The sequence below is a fragment of the Streptomyces sp. NPDC052020 genome, from assembly GCF_040680575.1.
GTDB lineage: Bacteria > Actinomycetota > Actinomycetes > Streptomycetales > Streptomycetaceae > Streptomyces.
Map to the genome: position 1 here is coordinate 279,488 of NZ_JBFAWY010000006.1, position 20,770 is coordinate 300,257.

Annotated in this window: 17 protein-coding genes; 7 read left to right on the plus strand and 10 right to left on the minus strand. The window is 73.5% G+C overall.

Features of this window, described 5'->3' with window-relative positions; all coding sequences use genetic code 11:
* Window positions 1-73: 73 nt before the first annotated feature.
* Entirely contained in the window at window positions 74-724 is a 651-nt protein-coding gene (locus tag AB0L74_RS08765; protein WP_365647526.1) for a TetR family transcriptional regulator, read from the plus strand.
* A 191-nt stretch (window positions 725-915) separates the two neighbouring features.
* On the opposite strand, the gene AB0L74_RS08770 is transcribed toward AB0L74_RS08765, so the two are convergent.
* Window positions 916-1,899, minus strand: coding sequence for a YafY family protein (locus tag AB0L74_RS08770; protein ID WP_365647455.1), 984 nt, complete (start codon window positions 1,897-1,899; stop codon window positions 916-918).
* Between the two features lie 226 nt (window positions 1,900-2,125).
* On the opposite strand from AB0L74_RS08770, the gene AB0L74_RS08775 reads away from it, so the two are divergent.
* From AB0L74_RS08775 to AB0L74_RS08790, 4 genes are all read left to right on the plus strand, one after another.
* A complete protein-coding gene (locus AB0L74_RS08775) occupies window positions 2,126-3,568 on the plus strand; it encodes an MFS transporter (protein WP_365647529.1) in 1,443 nt (480 codons plus the stop codon).
* Window positions 3,569-3,698: 130 nt separating this feature from the next.
* Window positions 3,699-4,460: a DeoR/GlpR family DNA-binding transcription regulator gene (locus AB0L74_RS08780; protein WP_365647458.1), complete on the plus strand. Its 762-nt coding sequence runs from the start codon at window positions 3,699-3,701 to the stop codon at window positions 4,458-4,460.
* Window positions 4,457-5,404, plus strand: coding sequence for a 1-phosphofructokinase (gene pfkB / locus AB0L74_RS08785; protein WP_365647461.1), 948 nt, complete (start codon window positions 4,457-4,459; stop codon window positions 5,402-5,404). Before AB0L74_RS08780 ends, pfkB begins: the two co-directional genes overlap by 4 nt.
* A 91-nt stretch (window positions 5,405-5,495) precedes the next feature.
* Window positions 5,496-7,580 (plus strand): fructose-specific PTS transporter subunit EIIC, encoded by a 2,085-nt coding sequence (locus AB0L74_RS08790; RefSeq protein ID WP_365647464.1) that lies wholly within the window; start codon window positions 5,496-5,498, stop codon window positions 7,578-7,580.
* Between the two features lie 39 nt (window positions 7,581-7,619).
* Here AB0L74_RS08790 and AB0L74_RS08795 read toward each other — a convergent pair whose 3' ends face one another.
* The 3 genes from AB0L74_RS08795 to AB0L74_RS08805 all read right to left on the minus strand — a co-directional run bounded on the left by AB0L74_RS08795 (window position 7,620) and on the right by AB0L74_RS08805 (window position 10,923).
* Window positions 7,620-8,366, minus strand: a complete 747-nt coding sequence (locus AB0L74_RS08795) for a DUF6227 family protein (RefSeq protein WP_365647467.1) — start codon at window positions 8,364-8,366, stop codon at window positions 7,620-7,622.
* 157 nt (window positions 8,367-8,523) lie between these two features.
* Window positions 8,524-9,738, minus strand: coding sequence for an Ig-like domain-containing protein (locus AB0L74_RS08800; RefSeq protein ID WP_365647470.1), 1,215 nt, complete (start codon window positions 9,736-9,738; stop codon window positions 8,524-8,526).
* A gap of 150 nt (window positions 9,739-9,888) precedes the next feature.
* Window positions 9,889-10,923, minus strand: a complete 1,035-nt coding sequence (locus tag AB0L74_RS08805) for a P1 family peptidase (protein WP_365647473.1) — start codon at window positions 10,921-10,923, stop codon at window positions 9,889-9,891.
* Between the two features lie 120 nt (window positions 10,924-11,043).
* Between AB0L74_RS08805 and AB0L74_RS08810 the strand changes: the two genes are divergently transcribed.
* Complete coding sequence (locus AB0L74_RS08810; protein WP_365647477.1) at window positions 11,044-11,223, plus strand: hypothetical protein; 180 nt, start codon at window positions 11,044-11,046, stop codon at window positions 11,221-11,223.
* Between the two features lie 73 nt (window positions 11,224-11,296).
* Here AB0L74_RS08810 and mscL read toward each other — a convergent pair whose 3' ends face one another.
* The 6 genes from mscL to AB0L74_RS08840 all read right to left on the minus strand — a co-directional run bounded on the left by mscL (window position 11,297) and on the right by AB0L74_RS08840 (window position 17,458).
* On the minus strand, window positions 11,297-11,773 hold the full coding sequence (gene mscL, locus AB0L74_RS08815) for a large conductance mechanosensitive channel protein MscL (protein ID WP_365647480.1): 477 nt from the start codon (window positions 11,771-11,773) through the stop codon (window positions 11,297-11,299).
* 150 nt (window positions 11,774-11,923) lie between these two features.
* Window positions 11,924-12,529 carry a hypothetical protein gene (locus tag AB0L74_RS08820; protein WP_365647532.1) on the minus strand — a complete coding sequence of 202 codons (606 nt, stop codon included), beginning with the start codon at window positions 12,527-12,529 and terminating at the stop codon, window positions 11,924-11,926.
* 279 nt (window positions 12,530-12,808) lie between these two features.
* Window positions 12,809-13,651, minus strand: a complete 843-nt coding sequence (locus AB0L74_RS08825) for an S-methyl-5'-thioadenosine phosphorylase (protein WP_365647483.1) — start codon at window positions 13,649-13,651, stop codon at window positions 12,809-12,811.
* 129 nt (window positions 13,652-13,780) lie between these two features.
* Window positions 13,781-14,095 carry an FmdB family zinc ribbon protein gene (locus tag AB0L74_RS08830; protein WP_365647486.1) on the minus strand — a complete coding sequence of 105 codons (315 nt, stop codon included), beginning with the start codon at window positions 14,093-14,095 and terminating at the stop codon, window positions 13,781-13,783.
* Between the two features lie 67 nt (window positions 14,096-14,162).
* On the minus strand, window positions 14,163-15,491 hold the full coding sequence (locus AB0L74_RS08835) for an MFS transporter (RefSeq protein WP_365647489.1): 1,329 nt from the start codon (window positions 15,489-15,491) through the stop codon (window positions 14,163-14,165).
* Window positions 15,492-15,907: 416 nt separating this feature from the next.
* The gene (locus AB0L74_RS08840) at window positions 15,908-17,458 is read right to left on the minus strand and encodes a potassium/proton antiporter (RefSeq protein WP_365647535.1); all 1,551 of its coding nucleotides are present in this window, start codon (window positions 17,456-17,458) and stop codon (window positions 15,908-15,910) included.
* 347 nt (window positions 17,459-17,805) lie between these two features.
* On the opposite strand from AB0L74_RS08840, the gene AB0L74_RS08845 reads away from it, so the two are divergent.
* Window positions 17,806-20,670 (plus strand): penicillin acylase family protein, encoded by a 2,865-nt coding sequence (locus tag AB0L74_RS08845; protein WP_365647492.1) that lies wholly within the window; start codon window positions 17,806-17,808, stop codon window positions 20,668-20,670.
* The last annotated feature ends 100 nt before the right edge of the window (window positions 20,671-20,770 follow it).

Consider the following 20,770-nt stretch of genomic DNA (forward strand, 5'->3'; position numbering starts at 1 on the left):
CAGCACCACCCCGTTTTCCCGCCCGGCCCGCACCGAACGCCGCGTTCCCGCTTCGGCACCCGCCCCCGCGTCGCTGACCGAGCGCCGCAAGGCCGAGACCCGGATGGAGATCGCCCGCGCGGCGGCCGGTCTCTTCGTACGCCGGGGGCTGCGCGCGACCCGCGCGGAGGACATCGCCCAGATCGCGGGGATCGCCCCGCGCACCTTCTACCGCTACTTCGCCACCAAGGAGGAGGCCGTCGCCCCCCTCTACGCGGCGGGTGCCCAGCGCTGGGCCGAGGCGGTCCGCGACGCCCCTGCCGGGCTGTCCCTTCCCGAGGCGCTGGAGCACGCGGCGCGTCACACCCTGACTCCGGGAGCCGGTGTGTCGGCCGCCTCCTGGGAGTGGGTCCGCACCCTGGTCCGCCTGGCCGACGACAGCCCGGCCCTGCGCAAGGTGTGGGCGGAGACGTGCCACGGCTCGGAACGGACCCTCACCGAGGTCCTCGCCGACCGGATGGCCCAGGGGGACGACAGGGCGGCGGCCGCGCTCGCGGACTCCCCGCGTTTGCGCTTCGCCGCCGCGGTCGCCGGGGCCGCGGTCAGGGTGGCCGTCGAGGGCTGGGCCCGGTGCACGGCGCACGAGAAGAGCGGGCGAGGGCCGGCCGCGCTGGCCCTGCGCAATCTGGAGGCGCTGCGGGACTTTCCCTGGACGAGCGTCACGGAGGCCGCACGGCCGCGGTGAGGCCCCGGGCGCGGCATCACACACGCGGCGCGGCAGCGGTGAGGCCCCGGGCGCGGCATCACACACGCGGCGCGGCAGCGGTGAGGCCCCGGGCGCGGCATCACAGACGCGGCGCGGCAGCGGTGAGGCCCCGGGTGCGGCGGACCGGGGCCCGCCGTCACCGCCCTCCGCCGTCACCCACCCCGACGCTGTCACCCGCCCCGCGCCGTCACCCGCCCCGCCGCCCGCACCATCCGCTCCCCCAATTCCCGCACGCACCGCACCAGTTCCTCCGGCTGCCGCACCCGGAAGTCCAGGTCCAGCATGGCCAGCCGGACGGCCATCCACTCCACCGAGCCGGACACCGTCGTCCGCAGCACACACGAACCGTCGTCCACCGCCTCCGGCGCGCCCAGCCACCCGGGCAGCCGTGCCGCGACGGTCCGCGCCGGCGCGGCGAAGGCGACGACCAGCTCGTAGGAGTCGTTCCGCCGCTGCACCGACCGGCGCAGGTACTCCGCCGCGCTCCCGGTCGGCAGCTCGCGGGGGGTGAACCGGGCCCCGGTCGCGAACGGTTCGCTGACCCGGTCGACCCGGAAGGTGCGCCAGTCGTCGCGGTCGAGGTCGTATGCCACGAGGTACCAGCGCCGCTCCGTCGACACCAGCCGGTACGGCTCGGTCAGCCGCCGGGTCTCGGTGCCGTCCCCGGCGCGGTAGGCGAACCGCAGCCGCTCCCGCCCGGCCACCGTCGAGGCCATCACGGTCAGCGTCTCGGGCGGGATGCCGGGCCCGTCCCCGTGGGTCAGCGGGGTCACCGCGGCCTGGAGCGTGGCCACCCGGTGCCGCAGCCGGGACGGCAGCACCTGTTCCAGTTTGGCCAGCGCCCGCACCGACGCCTCGTCCACGCCCTCCACCGCGTGTCCGGCCCCGGCGCGCAGCCCGACCGCGATGGCCACCGCCTCCTCGTCGTCGAGCACGAGCGGCGGCATCGCCTTGCCGGCGACCAGCCGGTAGCCGCCGTCGGCGCCCTTGGTGGCCTGCACGGGATAGCCGAGTTCCCGCAGCCGGTCGATGTCCCGCCGGACCGTGCGCCGGGACACCCCGAGCCGCGCGGCGAGTTCGCCGCCGGGCCATTCACGGGGCGTCTGGAGGAGGGAGAGCAACGTCAGCAGCCGGGCCGGGGTGTCCGTCGTCATGGTCCGAGCATGCCGCAGTAGTAGGACGTGATCTGTCCTATTGGCTGCCTAGCTTCGGGGCATGTCCTTCAGCCAGAAGCAGAGCACCGCCACGGACCGGCCGGACCACGCCACCCGGCCCCCCGGTTCCATCCGGCCCCCCGGGGCCGCCGGGTCCGCCGACCGGTACGACCGCCACCCCGCCCCCGCCGGAGACCGGCGCCGCTGGTTGGCCCTCGCGATCGTCATGACCGCCGCCTTCATGGACCTGGTCGACGTCACGATCGTCAACATCGCCGTCCCGTCCATCCAGCGGGACGAGGGCGCCACGTTCGGCCAGATCCAGTGGATCACCGCCGGGTACGCGCTCGCCTTCGCCGCCGGTCTGATCACCGGCGGCCGGCTCGGCGACATCCACGGCCGCAAGCGGGTCTTCCTGCTCGGCATCGGCGGCTTCACGATCGCCTCGGCGCTGTGCGGCCTGGCCGTGAACCCGGAGATGCTGGTCGCCTCCCGCATCCTCCAGGGCGCCATGGCGTCGCTGATGGTGCCGCAGGTCCTGTCGATCGTGCACGCCACCTTCCCCGCGCACGAACGCGGCAAGGTCTTCGGGCTGTTCGGGGCCATCGTGGGCCTGGGCGCGGTATCCGGACCGCTGCTCGGCGCGCTGCTGACCGAGTGGAACCTGTTCGGGCTGGAATGGCGGCCCATCTTCCTCATCAATCTGCCGGTCGGCGTCGCGGGCCTGCTCCTCGGCAGCCGCTTCATCACCGAGTCGAAGGCGCCGCGCGCCCTGAGACTGGACCTGGTGGGCGTCGCCCTGGTCACCCTCGGCCTGCTGATGCTGCTCTATCCCCTCATCCGCGGCCGTGAGCTGGGCTGGCCGCTGTGGGGGTACGTCTCCATGGCGGGGGCGTTCGCCGTCTTCGCGGTGCTGGTGGCCTACGAGCGGCGCAAGTCGGCGCGGGACGGGTCCCCGCTGGTCGAACTGTCGCTGTTCAAGGTGAAGAGCTTCGCCGCGGGCATCGCCGTGCAGACGGTCTTCGGGGTCGGGCTCGGCATCTTCTTCCTGGTGTGGACGCTGTACATGCAGATGGGGCTGGGCTGGAGCCCGCTGAAGGCCGGCCTGACGGGGGTGCCGTTCTCGATCGCCGTGTCCGTGGCCGCGGGAATGTCGGTGCAGAAGCTGGTCCCGCGCTTCGGGCGCAAGGTGCTCCAGGCGGGCGCGCTGACGTTCGCGGCCGGTGTCCTGCTCTACGTCTGGGAGTCCGGACGGTACGGCCTCGGCATCACGCCCTGGCAGATGGCGCTGCCGCTGGTGGTGATGGGCGCGGGCATGGGCCTGATCGTGGCCCCGCTGACCGACGCGGTGCTGTCGGAGGTGCCGCGTGAGCACGCGGGTGCGGCGTCGGGGCTGATCAACACCGTGCAGCAGATGGGCAACGCGCTGGGCCTCGGCCTGGTGTCGGTGGTCTTCTTCGGTGTGATCGGCGACCACCTGGCACCGGCCCGGATCGGCCCCGCCTACGTCGACGGATTCCGGCACGCGCTGGGCTGGGTGGCCGCCGTGCTGGGCGCGATCTTCCTGCTGATGTTCGCGTTGCCGAAGCGGCCGGCGCGGCACCTGGAGGGGGCGGCCGGGGAGCGGCTCCGGACGGAACCCGAGAAGGAGCCGGCGCCGGCGCTCTGACCCCCCCGGATACGCCCGTTCATGCCCGGCTCGACCCTCTCCTGTGCCCGAATGTGTTTACTTCCTGGACATCGCGGCGTAGCCTCCCCAGGGAAACCACACGTTCGGGCACGGCCGGAGGTAAACGGACATGTACGCGCCGGAGCGGCAACAGGAGATCCTCCGGCTCGCCCGGGACGGCGGCCGGGTGGACGTCCTGTCGCTCGCCGAGACGTTCCAGGTGACGGCCGAGACCATCCGCCGTGATCTGAAGGCGCTCGACCGGGCCGGGCTCGTCCGCCGGGTGCACGGCGGCGCCATCCCGGCCGGGCGCCTCGACTTCGAACCGGACCTCGCCGAGCGCGAGTCGACCGCGGCCGGCGAGAAGGACCGGATCGCCCGGGCGGCCCTCGCGGAACTGCCCGCCGAGGGCACGCTGATCCTCGACGCCGGTACGACGGTGGCGCGGCTCGCCGCCGCCCTCCCGCTGGAAGCGTCGCTCACCGTCGTCACCCACAGCCTGCCCATCGCGGCCCGTCTCGCGGACCACCCCGGCATCCAGCTCCACCTCGTCGGAGGCCGCGTACGCCACCGCACCCGCGCGGCCGTGGACGCCTGGGCGCTGCGCGCGTACGGCGAGATCCGCGCCGACGTCCTCTTCGTCGCCGCCAACGGCTTCTCCGCCGCGCACGGGCTGACCACTCCCGACCTCGCCGAGGCCGCGGTCAAGCGCGCCGCCGTGGCCGCCGCCCGCCGCGTCGTGCTGCTCGCCGACTCCGCCAAGCACGGCCAGGAGCACTTCGCCCGCTTCGCCGGCCTGGACGACGTGGACCTCCTGATCACCGACAGCGGGCTGAGCCCCGACGACACCGCCGCCATCGAGCGCGGTGGCACGGAAGTGGTACGCGCGTGATCCTCACCGTCACCCCCAACCCGTCCCTGGACCGCACCTACGAGATTCCCTCCCTCGGCCGCGGCGAGGTCGTCCGCGCCACCGGAGAGCGGATGGACCCGGGAGGCAAGGGCGTGAACGTCTCCCGGGCCGTCGCCGCCGCCGGGCGGCGCACGGTCGCGGTGCTGCCCCTGGGCGGGGCGCCGGGCGCGCTCGTCGCCGACCTGCTCGACGCCCAGGGCATCGAGGTCGCCCCGGTTCCGGTCGCCGGGGCCACCCGCTCCAACATCGCCCTGGCGGAGGCGGACGGCGTCCTGACGAAGATCAACGCGCCGGGTCCGGAGCTGTCGGCGGCGGAGCGGGAACTCCTCCTGGAGACGGTCCGGCGGCAGTCGCGCGACGCCGACTGGATCGCCTGCTGCGGCAGCCTGCCCCGCGGCCTCGCGCCGTCCTGGTACGCCGATCTGGTCGCGCGGGCCCACACCGCCGGAGTCCGTATCGCGCTGGACACCTCCGGACCGGCCCTGCTCCGGGCGCTGCGCGAGCGGCCCGACGTGGTGAAGCCCAACGCCGAGGAGCTCGCGGAGGCCGTCGGGCGCCCCCTGGCCACCGTGGGCGACGCGCTGGAGGCGGCCGGGGAGCTGCGCGAACGGGGCGCCCGGGCCGTGCTCGCCAGCCTCGGCGCCGACGGCCAGCTGCTCGTGGACGACACGGGCGGCTGGTTCGGCCACGCCCGCGTCGACACGGTGCGCAGCAATGTCGGGGCCGGTGACTCCTCCCTCGCCGGGTTCCTCGTCGCGGGCGGCACCGGACCCGAGGCGCTCGCCTCCGCGGTCGCCCACGGCGCGGCGGCGGTCCGGCTGCCCGGCAGCGTGATGCCGGCGCCGGGCGACCTCGACCCGGCCGCGGTGACGGTCACGGCCGACGTACCGGCGGACCGGCCCCTGACGGAGCCGGTGTCATGACCACCCCCCACCACCTCGCCCCCGCGCCCGTCCCCGTCCCCCTCACCGCCCACTCGACGCCCCGGGCGATACGCGAGCGAAGGAGCCCGCGATGAGCGACATGATCACCGCGGACCTGGTCGACCTCGACCTGTCCGCCGACACCAAGGAAGCCGCGGCACGCGCCCTCGCCGAGCGGATGGCGGCCCTGGGCCGGGTGACCGACCTGGCGGGCTTCCTCTCCGACGTGGCCGCCCGCGAGGCGCAGATGCCCACCGGCCTGGACGGCGGCATCGGCATCCCGCACTGCCGCAGCGAGCACGTCACCGAGCCGACCCTCGCCTTCGGGCGCAGCGCCCGCGGCATCGACTTCGGCGCGGCGGACGGCCCCGCCGACCTGATCTTCCTGATCGCCGCCCCGGCGGGCGCCGACGACGCCCATCTGACCATCCTGTCCGCCCTCGCCCGGCAGCTGATGAACGCCGATTTCACCGGCGCGCTGCGCTCGGTGACGGACGCGGAGACCGCGGCGGCGCTGATCCGCGGGGAGGAGCCGGAAACGGCCCGGCCCGCCGAGACGGGCGCCGAAGACGCCGTGGCGGCGGCGGGAGCGGCCTCTCCCGCCGCCGCCACGGCCACCGACGACACCGGCACCGGGAGCGCCACCGCCGGTGACGGCGACCGCCCGTTCCGCATCGTCGCCGTCACCTCCTGCCCCACCGGCATCGCCCACACCTACATGGCCGCCGAGGCGCTGGAGAACGCGGGCCGCGAGGCAGGTGTCGAGGTCACCGTGGAGACGCAGGGCTCGGCCGGTTTCACCCGGCTGGACCCGGCCCTGATCGCGGCAGCGGACGGCGTGATCCTCGCCCACGACGTGCCCGTGCGCGACAAGGACCGCTTCGCCGGGAAGCCGACCGTCGACACCGGTGTGAAGGCGGCCGTCAACCGTCCCGGCGATCTGATCGCCGAGGTCCGCGACAAGGCCGCCCGAGGGGAGGCCGCCCCCGGGTCCCCGGCCGCGACGCCCGTCGAGCGCACCGGCGAGCCGGGCGAGGGATACGGCACCCGGTTGCGCACATGGCTGATGAGCGGCGTCAGTTACATGGTCCCGTTCGTCGCCGCGGGCGGTCTGCTCATCGCCCTCGGCTTCGCGATCGGCGGCTACGGCATCGACCAGGCCCCGTCGGTGACGGAGCACTTCGCCTGGACGCAGGCGGACAGCTGGGCCGCGCTGCTGTTCCAGATCGGCGGGGTGGCGTTCGGTTTCCTCGTCCCCGTGCTGGCCGGTTACATCGCCTACGGCATGGCCGACCGCCCCGGCCTGGTCCCCGGCTTCGTCGGCGGTTCCGTCTCGCTCACCGTCAACGCGGGCTTCCTCGGCGGCCTGGCCGCCGGTCTGATCGCCGGTGCCGTGGTGCTGGCGATCCAGCGGGTGCGCGTCCCGGCGGCGCTGCGCGGCATCATGCCGGTCGTGGTGATCCCGCTGATCTCCTCGGCGGTCGTCGGATTCCTGATGTACGTCGTGATCGGCGCGCCCATCGCCTCCGCGCAGAAGGCGATGACCGACTGGCTCGGCGGCCTGTCCGGCACCAACGCGGTCCTGCTCGGCGCGCTGCTCGGCCTGATGATGTGCTTCGACCTCGGCGGCCCGGTCAACAAGGTCGCCTACACCTTCGCCACCGCCGGCATCGCGGTCGCCGACCCCAGCGACTCCGCCATGAAGATCATGGCCGCGGCGATGGCGGCCGGCATGGTCCCGCCGCTGGCGATGGCCCTGGCGACGACCGTGCGCGGCAAGCTGTTCAACGCCGCCGAACGGGAGAACGGCAAGGCCGCCTGGGTGCTCGGCGCCTCCTTCATCTCCGAGGGCGCGATCCCGTTCGCCGCGGCCGACCCGCTGCGGGTCATCCCGGCGTCCATGGCGGGCGGCGCGCTCACCGGCGCCCTGTCGATGGCCTTCGGCGCCACCCTGCGCGCCCCGCACGGCGGCATCTTCGTGGTCCCGCTGATCGGCGACCCGCTGCTGTATCTGGTCGCCATCGCCGCGGGCGTCTGCGTCACGGCCGCCGGGGTCGTCCTCCTCAAGGGCCCGCGCGAGCCGGGGCCCGCAGCGGGGCGTCCGGGCCCGGGCACCGGCGAGGACGCGGACGCGGCGGCCGGGGCGCAGCGGACGCGGCAACCCGTGGCGACGTAGGGAAGACGAGCGGTCCGCCGCCACCGGGTCACCACCGGGTCAGGACAGCTGTGCCGCCCGCCGCTCCATCGCCTCCCGGGCGGCCTCCTCGCTGAGGTACACCTCGCACATGTGGCGTCCGTCGGGCGTCGCCGTGTGCTCGACCTCCCAGAGGGATATCTCCGTGCCGTCGCGCAGCAGGAACGCGTGCTCGTACAGGGAGAAGGACAGCCCGGCGCGGCCCGTCCGGCCGGGCCGGCCGAAAGCCTGGGTGATCTGGTGCGCGGACGCCTGCGCGAGCAGGGCGGCCGTGTCCGCGCCCGGCCGGTCGGGGTTCTCCGCGCGGCGCAGCAGCCGGCGCGCGTGGTCGGCCGAGTCGTCCGGCGTGTAGACGTGCCGCGGGGCGGGGACCGGCGACAACTGCACCAGCACCGGCAGCTCGAAGTCCGGGGTCTCCGGGGGCAGCCGCAGCCGGGCGGTGGCGGCGCGCAGCTCCTCCTCGTCGACGTACACCTCGGCCTGCGGCTCGCCGCCCGGGGCGGTGTTGTGGACGAGCTCCCAGAGCGTGAGCGCCGAACCGTCGGCCAGCAGCCACGTGTGCCGGTACGTCTCCCGGTGCAGACCCGCGCTGTGGTGCGCGGAGTGCAGCGAACCGTCGTACGCCAGCGCGCAGTCCAGCCGCCGTAACGTCTCGTCGGGCAGCTCGAACGAGTTCAGGGCACGGCCCAGAAGCCGCGCGAGATGCTCCTCCGGAGACTCGGGCGACTCGGATGGTTCGTACGCTGCGGTCTCGTACGGAACGCTCAAGGTCTCTCCCGGCGTTGCTGCATGTCACCTTGTGGGTGCATACCGTAGCCCCTCGGCGGGACGTCGTGTCCGCGAACCGAGAAAACGTACGCGCGGAAAACGCGCGGGCCGCGCGAAAAGTTCCCGCGCGACCGCACGTTCCGTCAAAGAGCCCTCGTCACACGGCACTTCCGGCGATCCACTCACTCCACGCCATGTTCCAGCCGTTGAGTCCGTTGTCCGGCGCGACCGTCTTGTCGGGGGAGTTCTCGACGATCACCACGTCCCCCAGGAGCGAGTGGTCGTAGAACCACTTGCCCGGCGTGTCACCCTGTGCCCCCTGTACGTCGCGCAGCCCGACACAGCCGTGGCTGGTGCCCTGGCGGCCGAAGGGCGGATTGCCGGGGCTGTACCAGTAGTTGCCGTGGATGAAGGTGCCAGACCGGGTCAGGCGCATCGCGTGCGGCACGTCCGGGATGTCGTACTCCCCGCCGAAGCCGACCGTCGAGCCGTCCATGTGCGTCCGCACGGACTTCTCCGAGATCACCATCTGCCCGTTGTAGGTGGGGTTCGCCGCGCTGCCCGCCGAGATCGGGATGGTCCGGACCGTCCTGCCGTCGCGCACCACCGTCATGGTCTGCGTCGCGGCGTCGACGGTGGAGACCTGCGCGCGGCCCACGGTGAAGGTGACCGTCTTCTTCTGCACCCCGTGGACGCCGTCGGCGCCTTCGACACCGTCCAGGTCGATCTTCATCGTGACCTTGGAACCGGCCTTCCAGTACTCCTCGGGCCGGAAGTCCAGCCGCTGCGACCCGAACCAGTGCCCGACCACCTTCTGCCCGCTGCTGGAGGTGACCGTGATGTGCGACTGGACGGCCTTCCGGTCGCTGATCGCCTTGTCGAAGGTGAACGACACCGGCATCCCCACGCCGACCGTCGTGCCGTCGTCCGGCGTGTAGGTGCCGATGAAGCTGTTGGCCTGCGTGACCGTGGTGAAGACCGAGTCGGCCGCGGCGGTCCGCCCGTCGGCGTCCTTCGCGACCGCGGCTATCTCGTACTTCGTCCCGCGCTCGAGCTGTTGCCTCGGCTTCCAGCTGCGGCCGTCCGCGGAGATCGCCCCCGGCACGGCGGCGCCCGTCCGCGCCACCGTCATCCTCACCTCGGTCAGCCTGCCGTCGCTGACCTCGACGCCGGTCGTGTTGATCGACGCGCCGGCCGACCCGTCTTTCGCCGAAATGGCGATCTTCGCGGCGGAGCCCCTGCCGCCCTTGCCGTCCTCGTCGTGGTTGTCGGCCTGGGCGTCGCCGCCGCAGCCGGTGAGGGTGAGGGCGCCGACCATCAGGGCGGCACAGGCCCCCAGTGCGCGCCGCGCCGCGGTGTCCGGCGTTTTCACGGGCTTCTCCCTGTTCGCGTACGTGTGTTCCGCTTCGTGTGTGGGAGAAGAGGGACCGGCGGGCGTCCCGGTTCCCGCCGGCCGCCCCGGCCGGCGTCACGTGACAGAACCGGGACAATCGACCGCCCGGCCAGGACACTTACCGCCCGGTCACCCGCCCGTGCCGTACAGCTCCCGGTACGACGGCCAGGTCCCGCCGGGGCCGTCCGCCGGCTCGGCGGCCCGCACCGCGCGCACGATCGCCCGGGTCACCACGTCCGCGCCCGCCGCCAGGATCTCGTTCAGCGCGAGCGGCTGCCCCGCCTCCAGCGGGCGTTCACCGGTCGCCAGGGCGAACACCGTGTCCCCGTCGTTGAGCAGGTGCACCGGCCGCACGGCGCGCGCGATGCCGTCGTGGGCCGTGCCGGCCAGCTTCTGCGCCTGCGCCTTGGACAGGTCCGCGTCGGTGGCGACCACGGCGAGCGTGGTGTTCAGCGGGGGCGGCGCGTTGCGCTGCGCCGCCTCGGCCAGACGCCGCCGCGCCGCCTCCCGGACCCCCGCCTCCGGCCGCCGCGGCCCCCGGCCTTCGAACAACTCCCCGTACAGCACCCCCGTCTCCGGATCCAGCACCGATCCCGCGGCGTTGGCCACCACCAGCGCCGCCACCGTGATGCCCGAGTCCAGCACCGTGCTCGCGGTGCCGACCCCGCCCTTCAGCGGCCCGACCGCGGCGCCCGTACCCGCGCCCACGCAGCCCTGTGCCACCGGCGCGCCCGGCGCGCTCGCCGCGGCCGCCTCCACCGCGGCACGGCCGGTCGCCGCGTCGGGCCTGGCCGTGAAGTCACCGCCGCGTCCCAGGTCGAAGACGCAGGCGGCGGGCACGACCGGGACCACGTGCGCCGGGCCCGGCCCGACGCGCACCCCGCGCCCCTGCTCCTCCAGCCAGGCCATCACCCCGGAGGCCGCGTCGAGCCCGTACGCGCTGCCGCCGGTCAGCACCACGGCGTCCACCGTCCGCACGACGTTGCGCGGGTCCAGGGCGTCGGTCTCCTTGGTGCCGGGCCCGCCGCCGCGCACGTCCACGGCGGCGACCGCCCCGCCCCGCGGCGCGAGCACCACCGTCGTGCCCGTCAGCCACCCGCCACCGGTACGCGTCGCGTGCCCCACCCGCACCCCGGCCACGTCGGTCAATGCGTCTGCTGTCATGCCGTCAGTGTGGCCCACCGCCGGCACCGGGAAGGCAGACCGCGGCCGTCCCGGTGCCCGTCCCCTCACCGGCCGCCGGTGACCGCCGGGGGAGAGCGCCCGGGGCCGTACCCTTGAGGCATGAGCACCGCCCCCGAGCCCGAGCCGCGTACCCCGAAGGCCCCGCTGGTCTTCGACGATCCGCTGGACCAGCAGTCCTCGGACGACACCGACCGCGGGTGGGGGGAGCGGACCGAGGGCGGCAGCGCGGCCGCCGATCTGAAGCGCTTCCTCGACGAGAAGCCGCCGCACCACCTGTGAGCCCCGCGGGCCGCCGGCGGCCACCGGGCCGGGCCCCCCGCCCTCCCCGCCGCCCGTTCCCCGGCCTCGGGGGCTACCGCTCCGGCCGGCCCCGGTCCTCGTTCCGCTGCGCGACCAGCGCGTCGCGGATCTCCTTGAGCACCTCCAGCTCGGTCACCTCCATGACCTCCGCCGTGCCCTCCTTGGCCTTCCTGCGGGCCTCCAGCCGGGCCAGGTACTTCGACATGGGCAGCACCATCAGGAAGTAGACGACGGCCGCGGTGATCAGGAAGGTGAGGGTGGCGCCGAGGACCGAGCCCCACAGGATCCGGACCCCCGTGGCGCTCTCGCCCGTGCCGGTGCACGGGCCCTTGAGACAGGAGCTGTAGCTGTCCAGGTTCTTGGTGCCGAACGCGCCGACGAGCGGGTTGATGATCCCCTTCACCACCGAGTTCACGATGTTGGTGAAGGCGGCACCGATGACCACCGCCACGGCCAGATCGACGACGTTCCCGCGCATCAGGAAGGCTTTGAAGCCCTGCCAGACGCCCGGCTCCTTCTTCTCGCTCACCTCGGGAAATCTCCTCGCACGCACAGGGTGTGGAACCAGACGCTCCGCAACCTACGTGAGGGTTCCGCCATCCTGCCCCACCCACACCCTCGATCGTGGGACTGGACAGAGGCGGACGGCGGCGGAAGGCCATGGCGCGGCTCATCAGACTCACCAGAGGGTCACCGCCAGCCGTGCCGTGGCGCCGGCCCCGGCGAGGCGGGCCGCGGTGGCGCGCGGCACCGCCAGCACGACCAGCGCCCCGGTACCCTCCGGGCCGCCGGCCGCCTCCGGCACCTTCGCCACCCGCGCTCCCCGCGCGACGACGCGCGCCTGACCACCGGCCGCGGTCTCCCCGGCGGCGATGACGTCGACCCGGTCGCCCGGCCGCAGCAGCCGGACCGTCGCCGCGTCGGCGATCCGCACCGGGGCCGCCACCGTCGCGGCGGCACGGTGCGGACGCACGGGACGCTCCCGCGCGGGCGCCGTGGCCGACCGCGCGTGGGCGGGGCGGGACGCCCGCTCCTCGGGATGCCCGCGGGACCGGTCGGTCTCCCGGGCCCCGGCCGCCACGAGGGCCGCCGCCGTCACGGCGAGGCCGGCGGCCACCGCCCGCCTGCGGTGCCGTACCAGCCGGTGCAGCGGATACCGCCCGCCGGGCACCCGCACGGGAGCGAACTGCGGCACCCCGCGGGTGGGCGGGGCGTCGGTGCCCGCCGGGAGCGGGGAAGGGGAGACGGACGGGGGAGGGGAGAAGCGGCCGGGGGACAGCGGCATGCGGGAGGGCGAGGAGGAGCGGGCGAAGGACACGGGAGTCACCACCTGCGACGAGGGACCGGGTTGCGCCCCCCACGATGAGGCCCCGCGCCGCATCCCGCCGGGGCCCGTGCGTCACCGGCCGGTTGTGGACAACTCCCTCACCCGAACGAGAAGTTCCGCGACGGCCCCCGCCCACGCACCCGCCCCGCCTGGGGCAGGCGCCGTACCGCGCCCGTCCTCCTCTGGGCAGGCGCCGCACCGCACCGCGCCAACCGACTCTCTGGCGCGGGCGATCCCCTACGGCAGCGCGATCCCCGGGTCCATCCCGCCCAGCGCCGTCGCGCACGGGCAGTCCCGCTCCCCCGCCGCGGGCAGCGCGGCCACCGCGTCGAACAGCACGCCCCGCAGCCGGCCGACGTTGGCGGCGAACACCCGCAGCACCTCGTCGTGCGAGACGCCCTCGCCGGTCTCGGCTCCCGCGTCGAGGTCGGTGACGAGCGTCAGGGACGTGTAGCACAGCTCCAGCTCCCGGGCGAGGGCCGCCTCGGGGTGACCGGTCATGCCCACCACCGACCAGCCCTGCGCCTGGTGCCAGAGCGATTCGGCGCGGGTGGAGAACCGCGGCCCCTCGACCACGACCAGCGTGCCGCCGTCCACCGGTTCCCAGTCCCGGCCCCGCGCCGCCTTGAGCGCGGCGGCCCGCCCGGCCGGGCAGTAGGGATCGGCCAGCGACACGTGCACCACGTTCGGCACCGTGCCGTCGGGCAGCGGCAGCCCGTCGAAGTACGTCGCCACCCGGGACTTCGTACGGTCGACGAACTGGTCGGGCACCAGCAGCGTGCCCGGCCCGTACTCGGGGCGCAGACCGCCGACCGCGCTCGGCCCGAGGACCTGGCGCACGCCCAGCGAGCGCAGCGCCCAGAGGTTGGCCCGGTAGTTGATCCGGTGCGGCGGCAGATGGTGGCCGCGGCCGTGCCGGGGCAGGAAGGCGACCCGCCGGCCGGCGACCTCGCCGAGGAAGAGGGAATCGCTGGGGGACCCGTACGGGGTGTCCACCCGCACCTCGGTCACGTCGTCGAGGAACGAGTAGAAACCAGAGCCGCCGATCACGCCTATCTCGGCGTTCGCCTTGTTCGCCATGCCCGCACCCTAGCCGCCGTCACCCACGCGCAGGACCCCTGCCGCCGAAAAGGAAACGCCCGGGACCCCGCCGCCGTCGGCGGCGGGGTCCCGGGAGAAGGCTGAGCGCCCCGTGCGAACCGGGCGGTTCTACGCGGCGGTGCTGCCGGCCGAGCTGCCGGCGCTGGAGGAGCCGGAGTCCGAGGAAGAGGAGGACGAGGACGTCGAAGACGACGAAGACGCCGAGGAGGACGACTTCGACGACGCCGGCGAGCTGCTCGACGAGGAGCCGCGGCTGTCGTTCCGGTAGAAGCCGGAGCCCTTGAAGACGATGCCGACCGCCGAGAACACCTTCTTCAGGCGGCCCTTGCAGCTCGGGCACTCGGTCAGGGCGTCGTCGGTGAACTTCTGCACCGCCTCGAGGCCCTCGCCGCACTCGGTGCACTGGTACTGGTAGGTCGGCACTGTCTTCCTCCTGGCACTCTCACTCAATGAGTGCTAACGACGATCCATAGTGACGTATTCCGGGGGATCAGTCCACTGCGGCGGGCGCGCGGTGACCGACACCACGTGTGACGGTGCGGCCGTGGGGCCGGGCGGACAGCCGGGACCGCAGCGCCAGCAGGGTCACCAGGGCCAGCACCGTGCCGCCCGCCGGGACCAGGAATCCGGCGCCGCCCCAGAAGCGGTCCTCCAGCTGCCCGGAGACCGTCACGGCGGCCGCCTGGCCGAGCGCCACCGCGCCCGTCAGCCAGGTGAACGCCTCGGTCCGGGCACCGGCCGGGACCAGGCCCTCGACCAGCGTGTAGCCGGTGATCAGGGCGGGCGCGATGCACATGCCGACCAGCAGGCCGAGGCCGGCGAGCAGCGGCACCGAGTGCACGGCCCACAAGCCGGACGCGGTCAGCGCGAGGGCGGTGTAGCCGACGAGCAGGCGGCGCTGCGGCGACGCCTTCCAGGCGATGGCGCCGCAGACGACGCCGGAGAGCATGTTGCCCGCGGCGAAGACCCCGTACAGGACGCCGTTCAGGCCGGGCTCGCCGATCGACTCGGTGAAGGCGGCGAGCGAGACCTGCATGCCGCCGAAGACGGAGCCGATGCCCAGGAAGGTCACGATCAGCACGCGCACCCCGGGGACGCGCAGCGCGGAGACGTGCTCCACGCGCGCGTGCCCGTCGCCGGCGCGGCCGACCGGGGGCTGGGTGCTCTTCTGCGCGGCGAACAGCAGACCGCCCAGCAGGGTCAGCGCGGCCTCGGTGACCAGGCCGGCGGCCGGGTCCACGGCCGTGCACAGGGCGGTGGCCAGCAGCGGCCCGACGACGAAGGTGAGCTCGTCCGTCACCGACTCGAAGGCCGCCGCGGTGGTCATCAGGGGGGAACCCTTGAGCCTCACACCCCAGCGGGCGCGCACCATGGGGCCGATCTGCGGCACCGAGGCGCCCGTGGGCACCGCCGCCGCGAACAGGGCCCACAGGGGGGCGCCGCCGAGCGCGAGGGCGGTCAGGGTCAGGCCCGACGCCGCGTGCACGAGCACCCCGGGCAGCAGGACGGCGCGCTGCCCGTAGCGGTCGGCGAGCCGGCCGCTGTAGGGGGCGAACAGCGCCATGGAGACGCCGGTGACGGCCGCGGCGGCGCCCGCCGCGCCGTAGGAGCCGGTCGTGTGCTGCACCAGCAGCACGATGGAGAGCGTCAGCATCGCGAACGGCTGGCGCGCCGCGAAGCCGGGGAGCAGGAACGTCCAGGCGCCGCGGGTGCGCAGCAGCTGCCCGTACCCCGGGCGGGAGGGGGCCGCCGAGTCGGTCGACTGCTCGGCGTTCATCGAGTCCATCGAGTTCTTCGACGTGGTGACCGTGGATCCCACGGCCGTGCCTTTCCGCCGCCTGGTAGCGCGGGCCCTGAGGGGGCTCGGGCGCCGAGAGCTGTCCTCTTGCGCGGACTGCGGTAGATACCGGCGCCCATTGCGGAAGGGGGCGTTCCGGCCGCCATACGGTCGCGCCAGCTCTGCTTCAGGCAGAGTTGGTTCGATCAGGGTGACGCCTTCATCTTACAGAGGACTCGCGAAGCGCACCTGTGAAAGCGAGCACTCCACCTGCGCTCACCTGCGATTACCGCACCTCGCGGGGCCGCGCCGCGAAGGTCCCCTCGCGGCGGCCACGGCCGCCCCCGGCGCCCGCCGGGAGCCCGGCTCCCCGCCGGTCCCCCCGAGCGGGAGCCGGCCGGCCCCGGCCGGTCACGGCCTCCCGGACGGACCGGACGGTCCCGGACGGCCCCGGCCGGTCACCGCCTCCCGCGGTCGGCGCCCCCGGTGCCCAGCCACCCGGCGAGCTTGCCGCCGCGCGCGATCGCGCTCAGCCGCCGCTCGGCGGCGTCCCGTACGGGGTCGGTGGCGACCACGAGCAGTTCGTCCCCGCGCCGCAGCACCGTCGTGGGCAGCGGCACGAACGAGGTGCCCTCGCGGACGACCAGGGTGACGGCCGCCCCGGCCGGCAGCCGCAGCTCGTTGATCTCGACGCCGTGCAGCCGCGACCCCTCGGGGATCGCCACGGACAGCAGATGCCCGCGCAGCCGCTCCAGCGGAGCCGACTCGATGCCGAGGTCGGCGGCCTCCGAGGCGTCGCCCAGGCGGAGCCTGCGGGCCAGCCACGGCAGGGTCGGGCCCTGGATCAGGGTGTAGACGACCACCAGCACGAAGACGATGTTGAAGATCCGGCGGCTGCCCGCGACGCCCTCCACCATGGGGATCGTCGCCAGGATGATGGGGACCGCGCCGCGCAGCCCGGCCCAGGACATCAGCGTCTGCTCCTGCCAGGGCAGCCGGAACGGCAGCAGGCACGCCACGACGCTCAGCGGACGGGCCACCATGGTCAGCACCAGCCCGATGACGAGGGCGGGCAGGATGTCGTCGCCCAGTTCGCTCGGGGTGACCAGCAGCCCGAGCAGGACGAACATGCCGATCTGCGCCAGCCAGCCGAGCCCTTCGGCGAACCCGCGCGTGGCGGGCCAGTGCGGCAGCCGCGCGTTGCCCATGACCATCGAGGCGAGGTAGACGGCGAGGAAGCCGCTGCCGTGGGCGAGGGCGCCCGCCGCGTACGCCGTGACCGCGATCGCCATGACCGCGATCGGATACAGGCCGGAGGCGGGCAGCGCCACGTGCCGCAGCCCCCAGGAGCCCAGCCAGCCGACCGCGAGACCGAGGGCCGCGCCGATGGCCAGCTCCATCGCTATGACGCCCAGCAGCACGTACCAGTGCTCCACCGGCCCGGCCGTGGAGAAGGAGACGACGAGGATGACCACGGGCGCGTCGTTGAAGCCGGACTCGGCTTCCAGCGTGCCCGTCACCCGCGCGGGCAGGGGGACGCGGCGCAGCACGGAGAAGACGGCCGCGGCGTCCGTGGAGGACACCACCGCTCCGATGATCAGCGCCTGCCGCCACTCCAGCCCGACCAGATAGTGGGCCGCCGCCGCCGTCACCCCGACGCTCACCGCGACCCCGGCCAGCGCCAGCGCGGAGGCCGCCGGCAGGGCCGGCCTGATCTCCTTCCACTTCGTGCCGAGACCGCCCTCGGCCAGGATCACGACCAGGGCCGCGTACCCGATGACCTGGGTCAGTTCGGCGTTGTCGAAGTGGATGTCGCCGATGCCGTCCTGGCCCATGGCGATACCGATCGCCAGGTAGACGAGCAGGCTGGGGAGCCCGCTGCGCGAGGAGAGCCGGACCGCCGCGACGGCGACGAGCAGGACGAGCGAGCAGACGAGCAGGAGCTGGTTGAGGTGGTGGACAGTCAGCGGCCGTTCCCTTCCCTGGTGTACGCCCCGGTGTACGCGCACCGCGCGCGTGCGCACGCCGGTCACGGGGAGCGGCAGGCGGTTCGCGCCCGGCACACGTACATGGTGCGAGTGAGTGGACGTGCGACGCGCGCACGGGCGCGCCCTCGCGCCCGCACCACGCCTCTACATGGCACACGGAGCCACCGCATCCGTGCGCCGACTACTTCGTTACCTTACCTAACTCTTGACGATTTCTTGACGCTAGCCTTGGCAAGATCGAACGTCCGTCCGCGCCCGGTTCCCGACTCCGCGTCAAGGGGGACCGGGCCCTGCGCCTATGGTTGCTCCAGCGCTCAGTCAGAATTTCAGCCCGACCTGCCGCTCGTGTTAGGACAGCAAGGACAGCGATGCCCCCCACCAACACCGCCTCTTCGGGTAAGCCGCCCGGCAAGTCCGGCAGGAAGAAGGGGCGCAAAGCCCGTCTGATGGTCCTCGTGCTGGTGCTGGCCATCATCGGCGGCCTCGCCTACGGCGCCTACTGGTCGATCAGCACCGTCCGCGCCTCCTTCCCGCAGACCAAGGGTTCGATCACGCTGGAGGGCCTGGCGGGCCCGGTCGACGTCAAGCGTGACGGCTACGGCATCCCGCAGATCTACGCCTCCTCCGACGAGGACCTGTTCATGGCGCAGGGCTACGTCCAGGCGCAGGACCGGTTCTACGAGATGGACGTGCGCCGCCACATGACGGCCGGGCGCCTGTCGGAGATGTTCGGCGAGAGCCAGGTCGACAACGACGAGTTCCTGCGCACCCTGGGCTGGCACCGGGTCGCGAAGGAGGAGTACGACTCCAAGCTGTCGGACTCCACCAAGAAGTACCTCCAGGCGTACGCCAAGGGCGTCAACGCCTACCTGGCGGGCAAGGACGGCCAGGACATCTCCCTGGAGTACGCCGCCCTGGGGTTCACCAACGACTACAAGCCCGAGAAGTGGACCCCGGTCGACTCGGTCGCCTGGCTGAAGGCGATGGCGTGGGACCTGCGCGGCAACATGCAGGACGAGATCGACCGCGCCCTGATGACCAGCCGCCTGGGCCCCAAGCAGATCGCCGACCTGTACCCGCGCTACCCCTACAGCCGCAACAAGGCGATCGTCCAGGAGGGCCAGTACGACGAGCTCACCCAGACGTTCCAGGGCGGCGACGGCGGCACCTCGTCCGGCGCCTCCACGGGCGGCACGGGCCTGTCCGGGGCGTCCGGCACCGGCACGGCGGGCACCGGCACGGCGGGCACCGGAACCATCGGCACCGGCACGGGCACGTCCGGCACGACCGGCACCGGCACCGGCACGGGCGCGGCGGGCACGTCCGGCGCCGGCGCCCTCCAGAGCCAGCTGGCCGGCCTCCAGGAGGTCCTGGACGACCTGCCCACCGCCGTCGGCGTGAACGGCGACGGCATCGGCTCCAACTCCTGGGTGATCGGCGGCGAGCACACCATCACCGGCAAGCCGCTGCTCGCCAACGACCCGCACCTTTCGCCGTCGCTGCCCTCGGTCTGGTACCAGATGGGCCTGCACTGCCGCAGTGTTTCGGCCAAGTGCCAGTACGACGTCGCCGGCTACACCTTCGCGGGCATGCCCGGCGTGGTCATCGGCCACAACCAGGACATCGCCTGGGGCCTGACCAACTCCGGCGTCGACGTCTCCGACCTGTACCTGGAGAAGATCACCGGCGACGGCTACCAGCTCGACGGCAAGGTGGTGCCGTTCACGACGCGCGAGGAGACCATCAAGGTCGCCGGCGGCGCGTCCAAGAAGATCGTCGTCCGCGAGACGGACAACGGGCCCCTGCTGTCCGACCGCGACGACGAACTGGTGAAGGTCGGCAAGAAGGCCACCGTCGACACCGCCGCCCCCGACCGCGGCGACGGCTACGGCGTCGCCCTGCGCTGGACCGCGCTGGAGCCGGGCCGGACCATGGACTCCGTCTTCGCCATGGACCGGGCCAGGAACTGGCAGGACTTCCGCGAGGCCGCCGCGCTGTTCGAGGTGCCCTCGCAGAACCTGATCTACGCCGACACCGACAACCACATCGGCTACACGCTGCCCGGGAAGATCCCCACGCGCGCCGAGGGGCACGACGGCTCCATCCCGGCGCCGGGCTGGGACTCGGACTACCGCTGGACCGGCTACATCGACCAGGACGAACTGCCCTACGAGTACGACCCGGAGCGCGGCTACATCGTCACCGCCAACCAGTCCGTCGTCGACCAGGACGAGTACCCCTACACGCTCACCACGGACTGGGGCTACGGCGCCCGCAGCCAGCGGATCACCGACCTGATCCAGCAGAAGATCGACGACGGCGGCAAGATCTCCACCGACGACATGCGGCAGATGCAGCTGGACAACAGCAGCGAGATCGCCAAGCTGCTCGTCCCGCAGCTGCTGAAGATCGACACCGGTGACAAGGACGTCCGCCAGGCGCAGAAGCTGCTGGAGGGCTGGGACTACACCCAGGACGCCGACTCGGCCGCCGCCGCCTACTTCAACGCGGTCTGGCGCAACATCCTCAAGCTGGCCTTCGGCAACAAGCTGCCCAAGGAGCTGCGGGTCAAGGGCCAGTGCCTGTGGGTCGACCCGGTGAACACCACCGGGCCCGCCGACGACACCACGAAGGTGCGCGAGTGCGGCCAGCGCGCGGCCTCGCAGGCGCAGCCGGACGGCGGCGACCGCTGGTTCGAGGTGGTCCGCAGCCTGATGGACGACCCCGACAGCGACTGGTGGACCACGCCGAAGTCGGGCACCCGCCCCCGCGCCGACAACCGCGACGAGCTGTTCAAGCGCGCCATGATCGACGCCCGCTGGGAGCTGACCGCCAAGCTCGGCAAGGACATCGACACCTGGAACTGGGGACGGCTGCACCGCCTGTTCCTGAAGAACCAGACCCTGGGCACCGAGGGCCCCGGCTTCCTCCAGTACGCCCTCAACCGCGGCCCGTGGAAGCTCAGCGGCGGTGAGGCGACGGTCAACGCCACCGGCTGGAACGCGGCCGGCGGCTACGGGGTGGTGTGGGTGCCGTCCATGCGGATGGTGGTCAACCTCGGCGACCTCGACAAGTCCCGCTGGATCAACCTCACCGGCGCCTCCGGCCACGCCTACAGCGCCCACTACACCGACCAGACCGACAAGTGGGCCGAGGGCGAGCTGCTGCCGTGGTCCTTCTCGGACAAGGCGGTCGACGACAGCACGAGCGACACGCTGGTGCTCAAGCCCTGACCCGGCGGCTGCCGGGTGCCGACCGCGATGTCGACGCTCATCACACGGCTCGGGGTCACCCGGGCCGTGTACTGGATCTCCGCGCCCGCGCCGGGGCCGG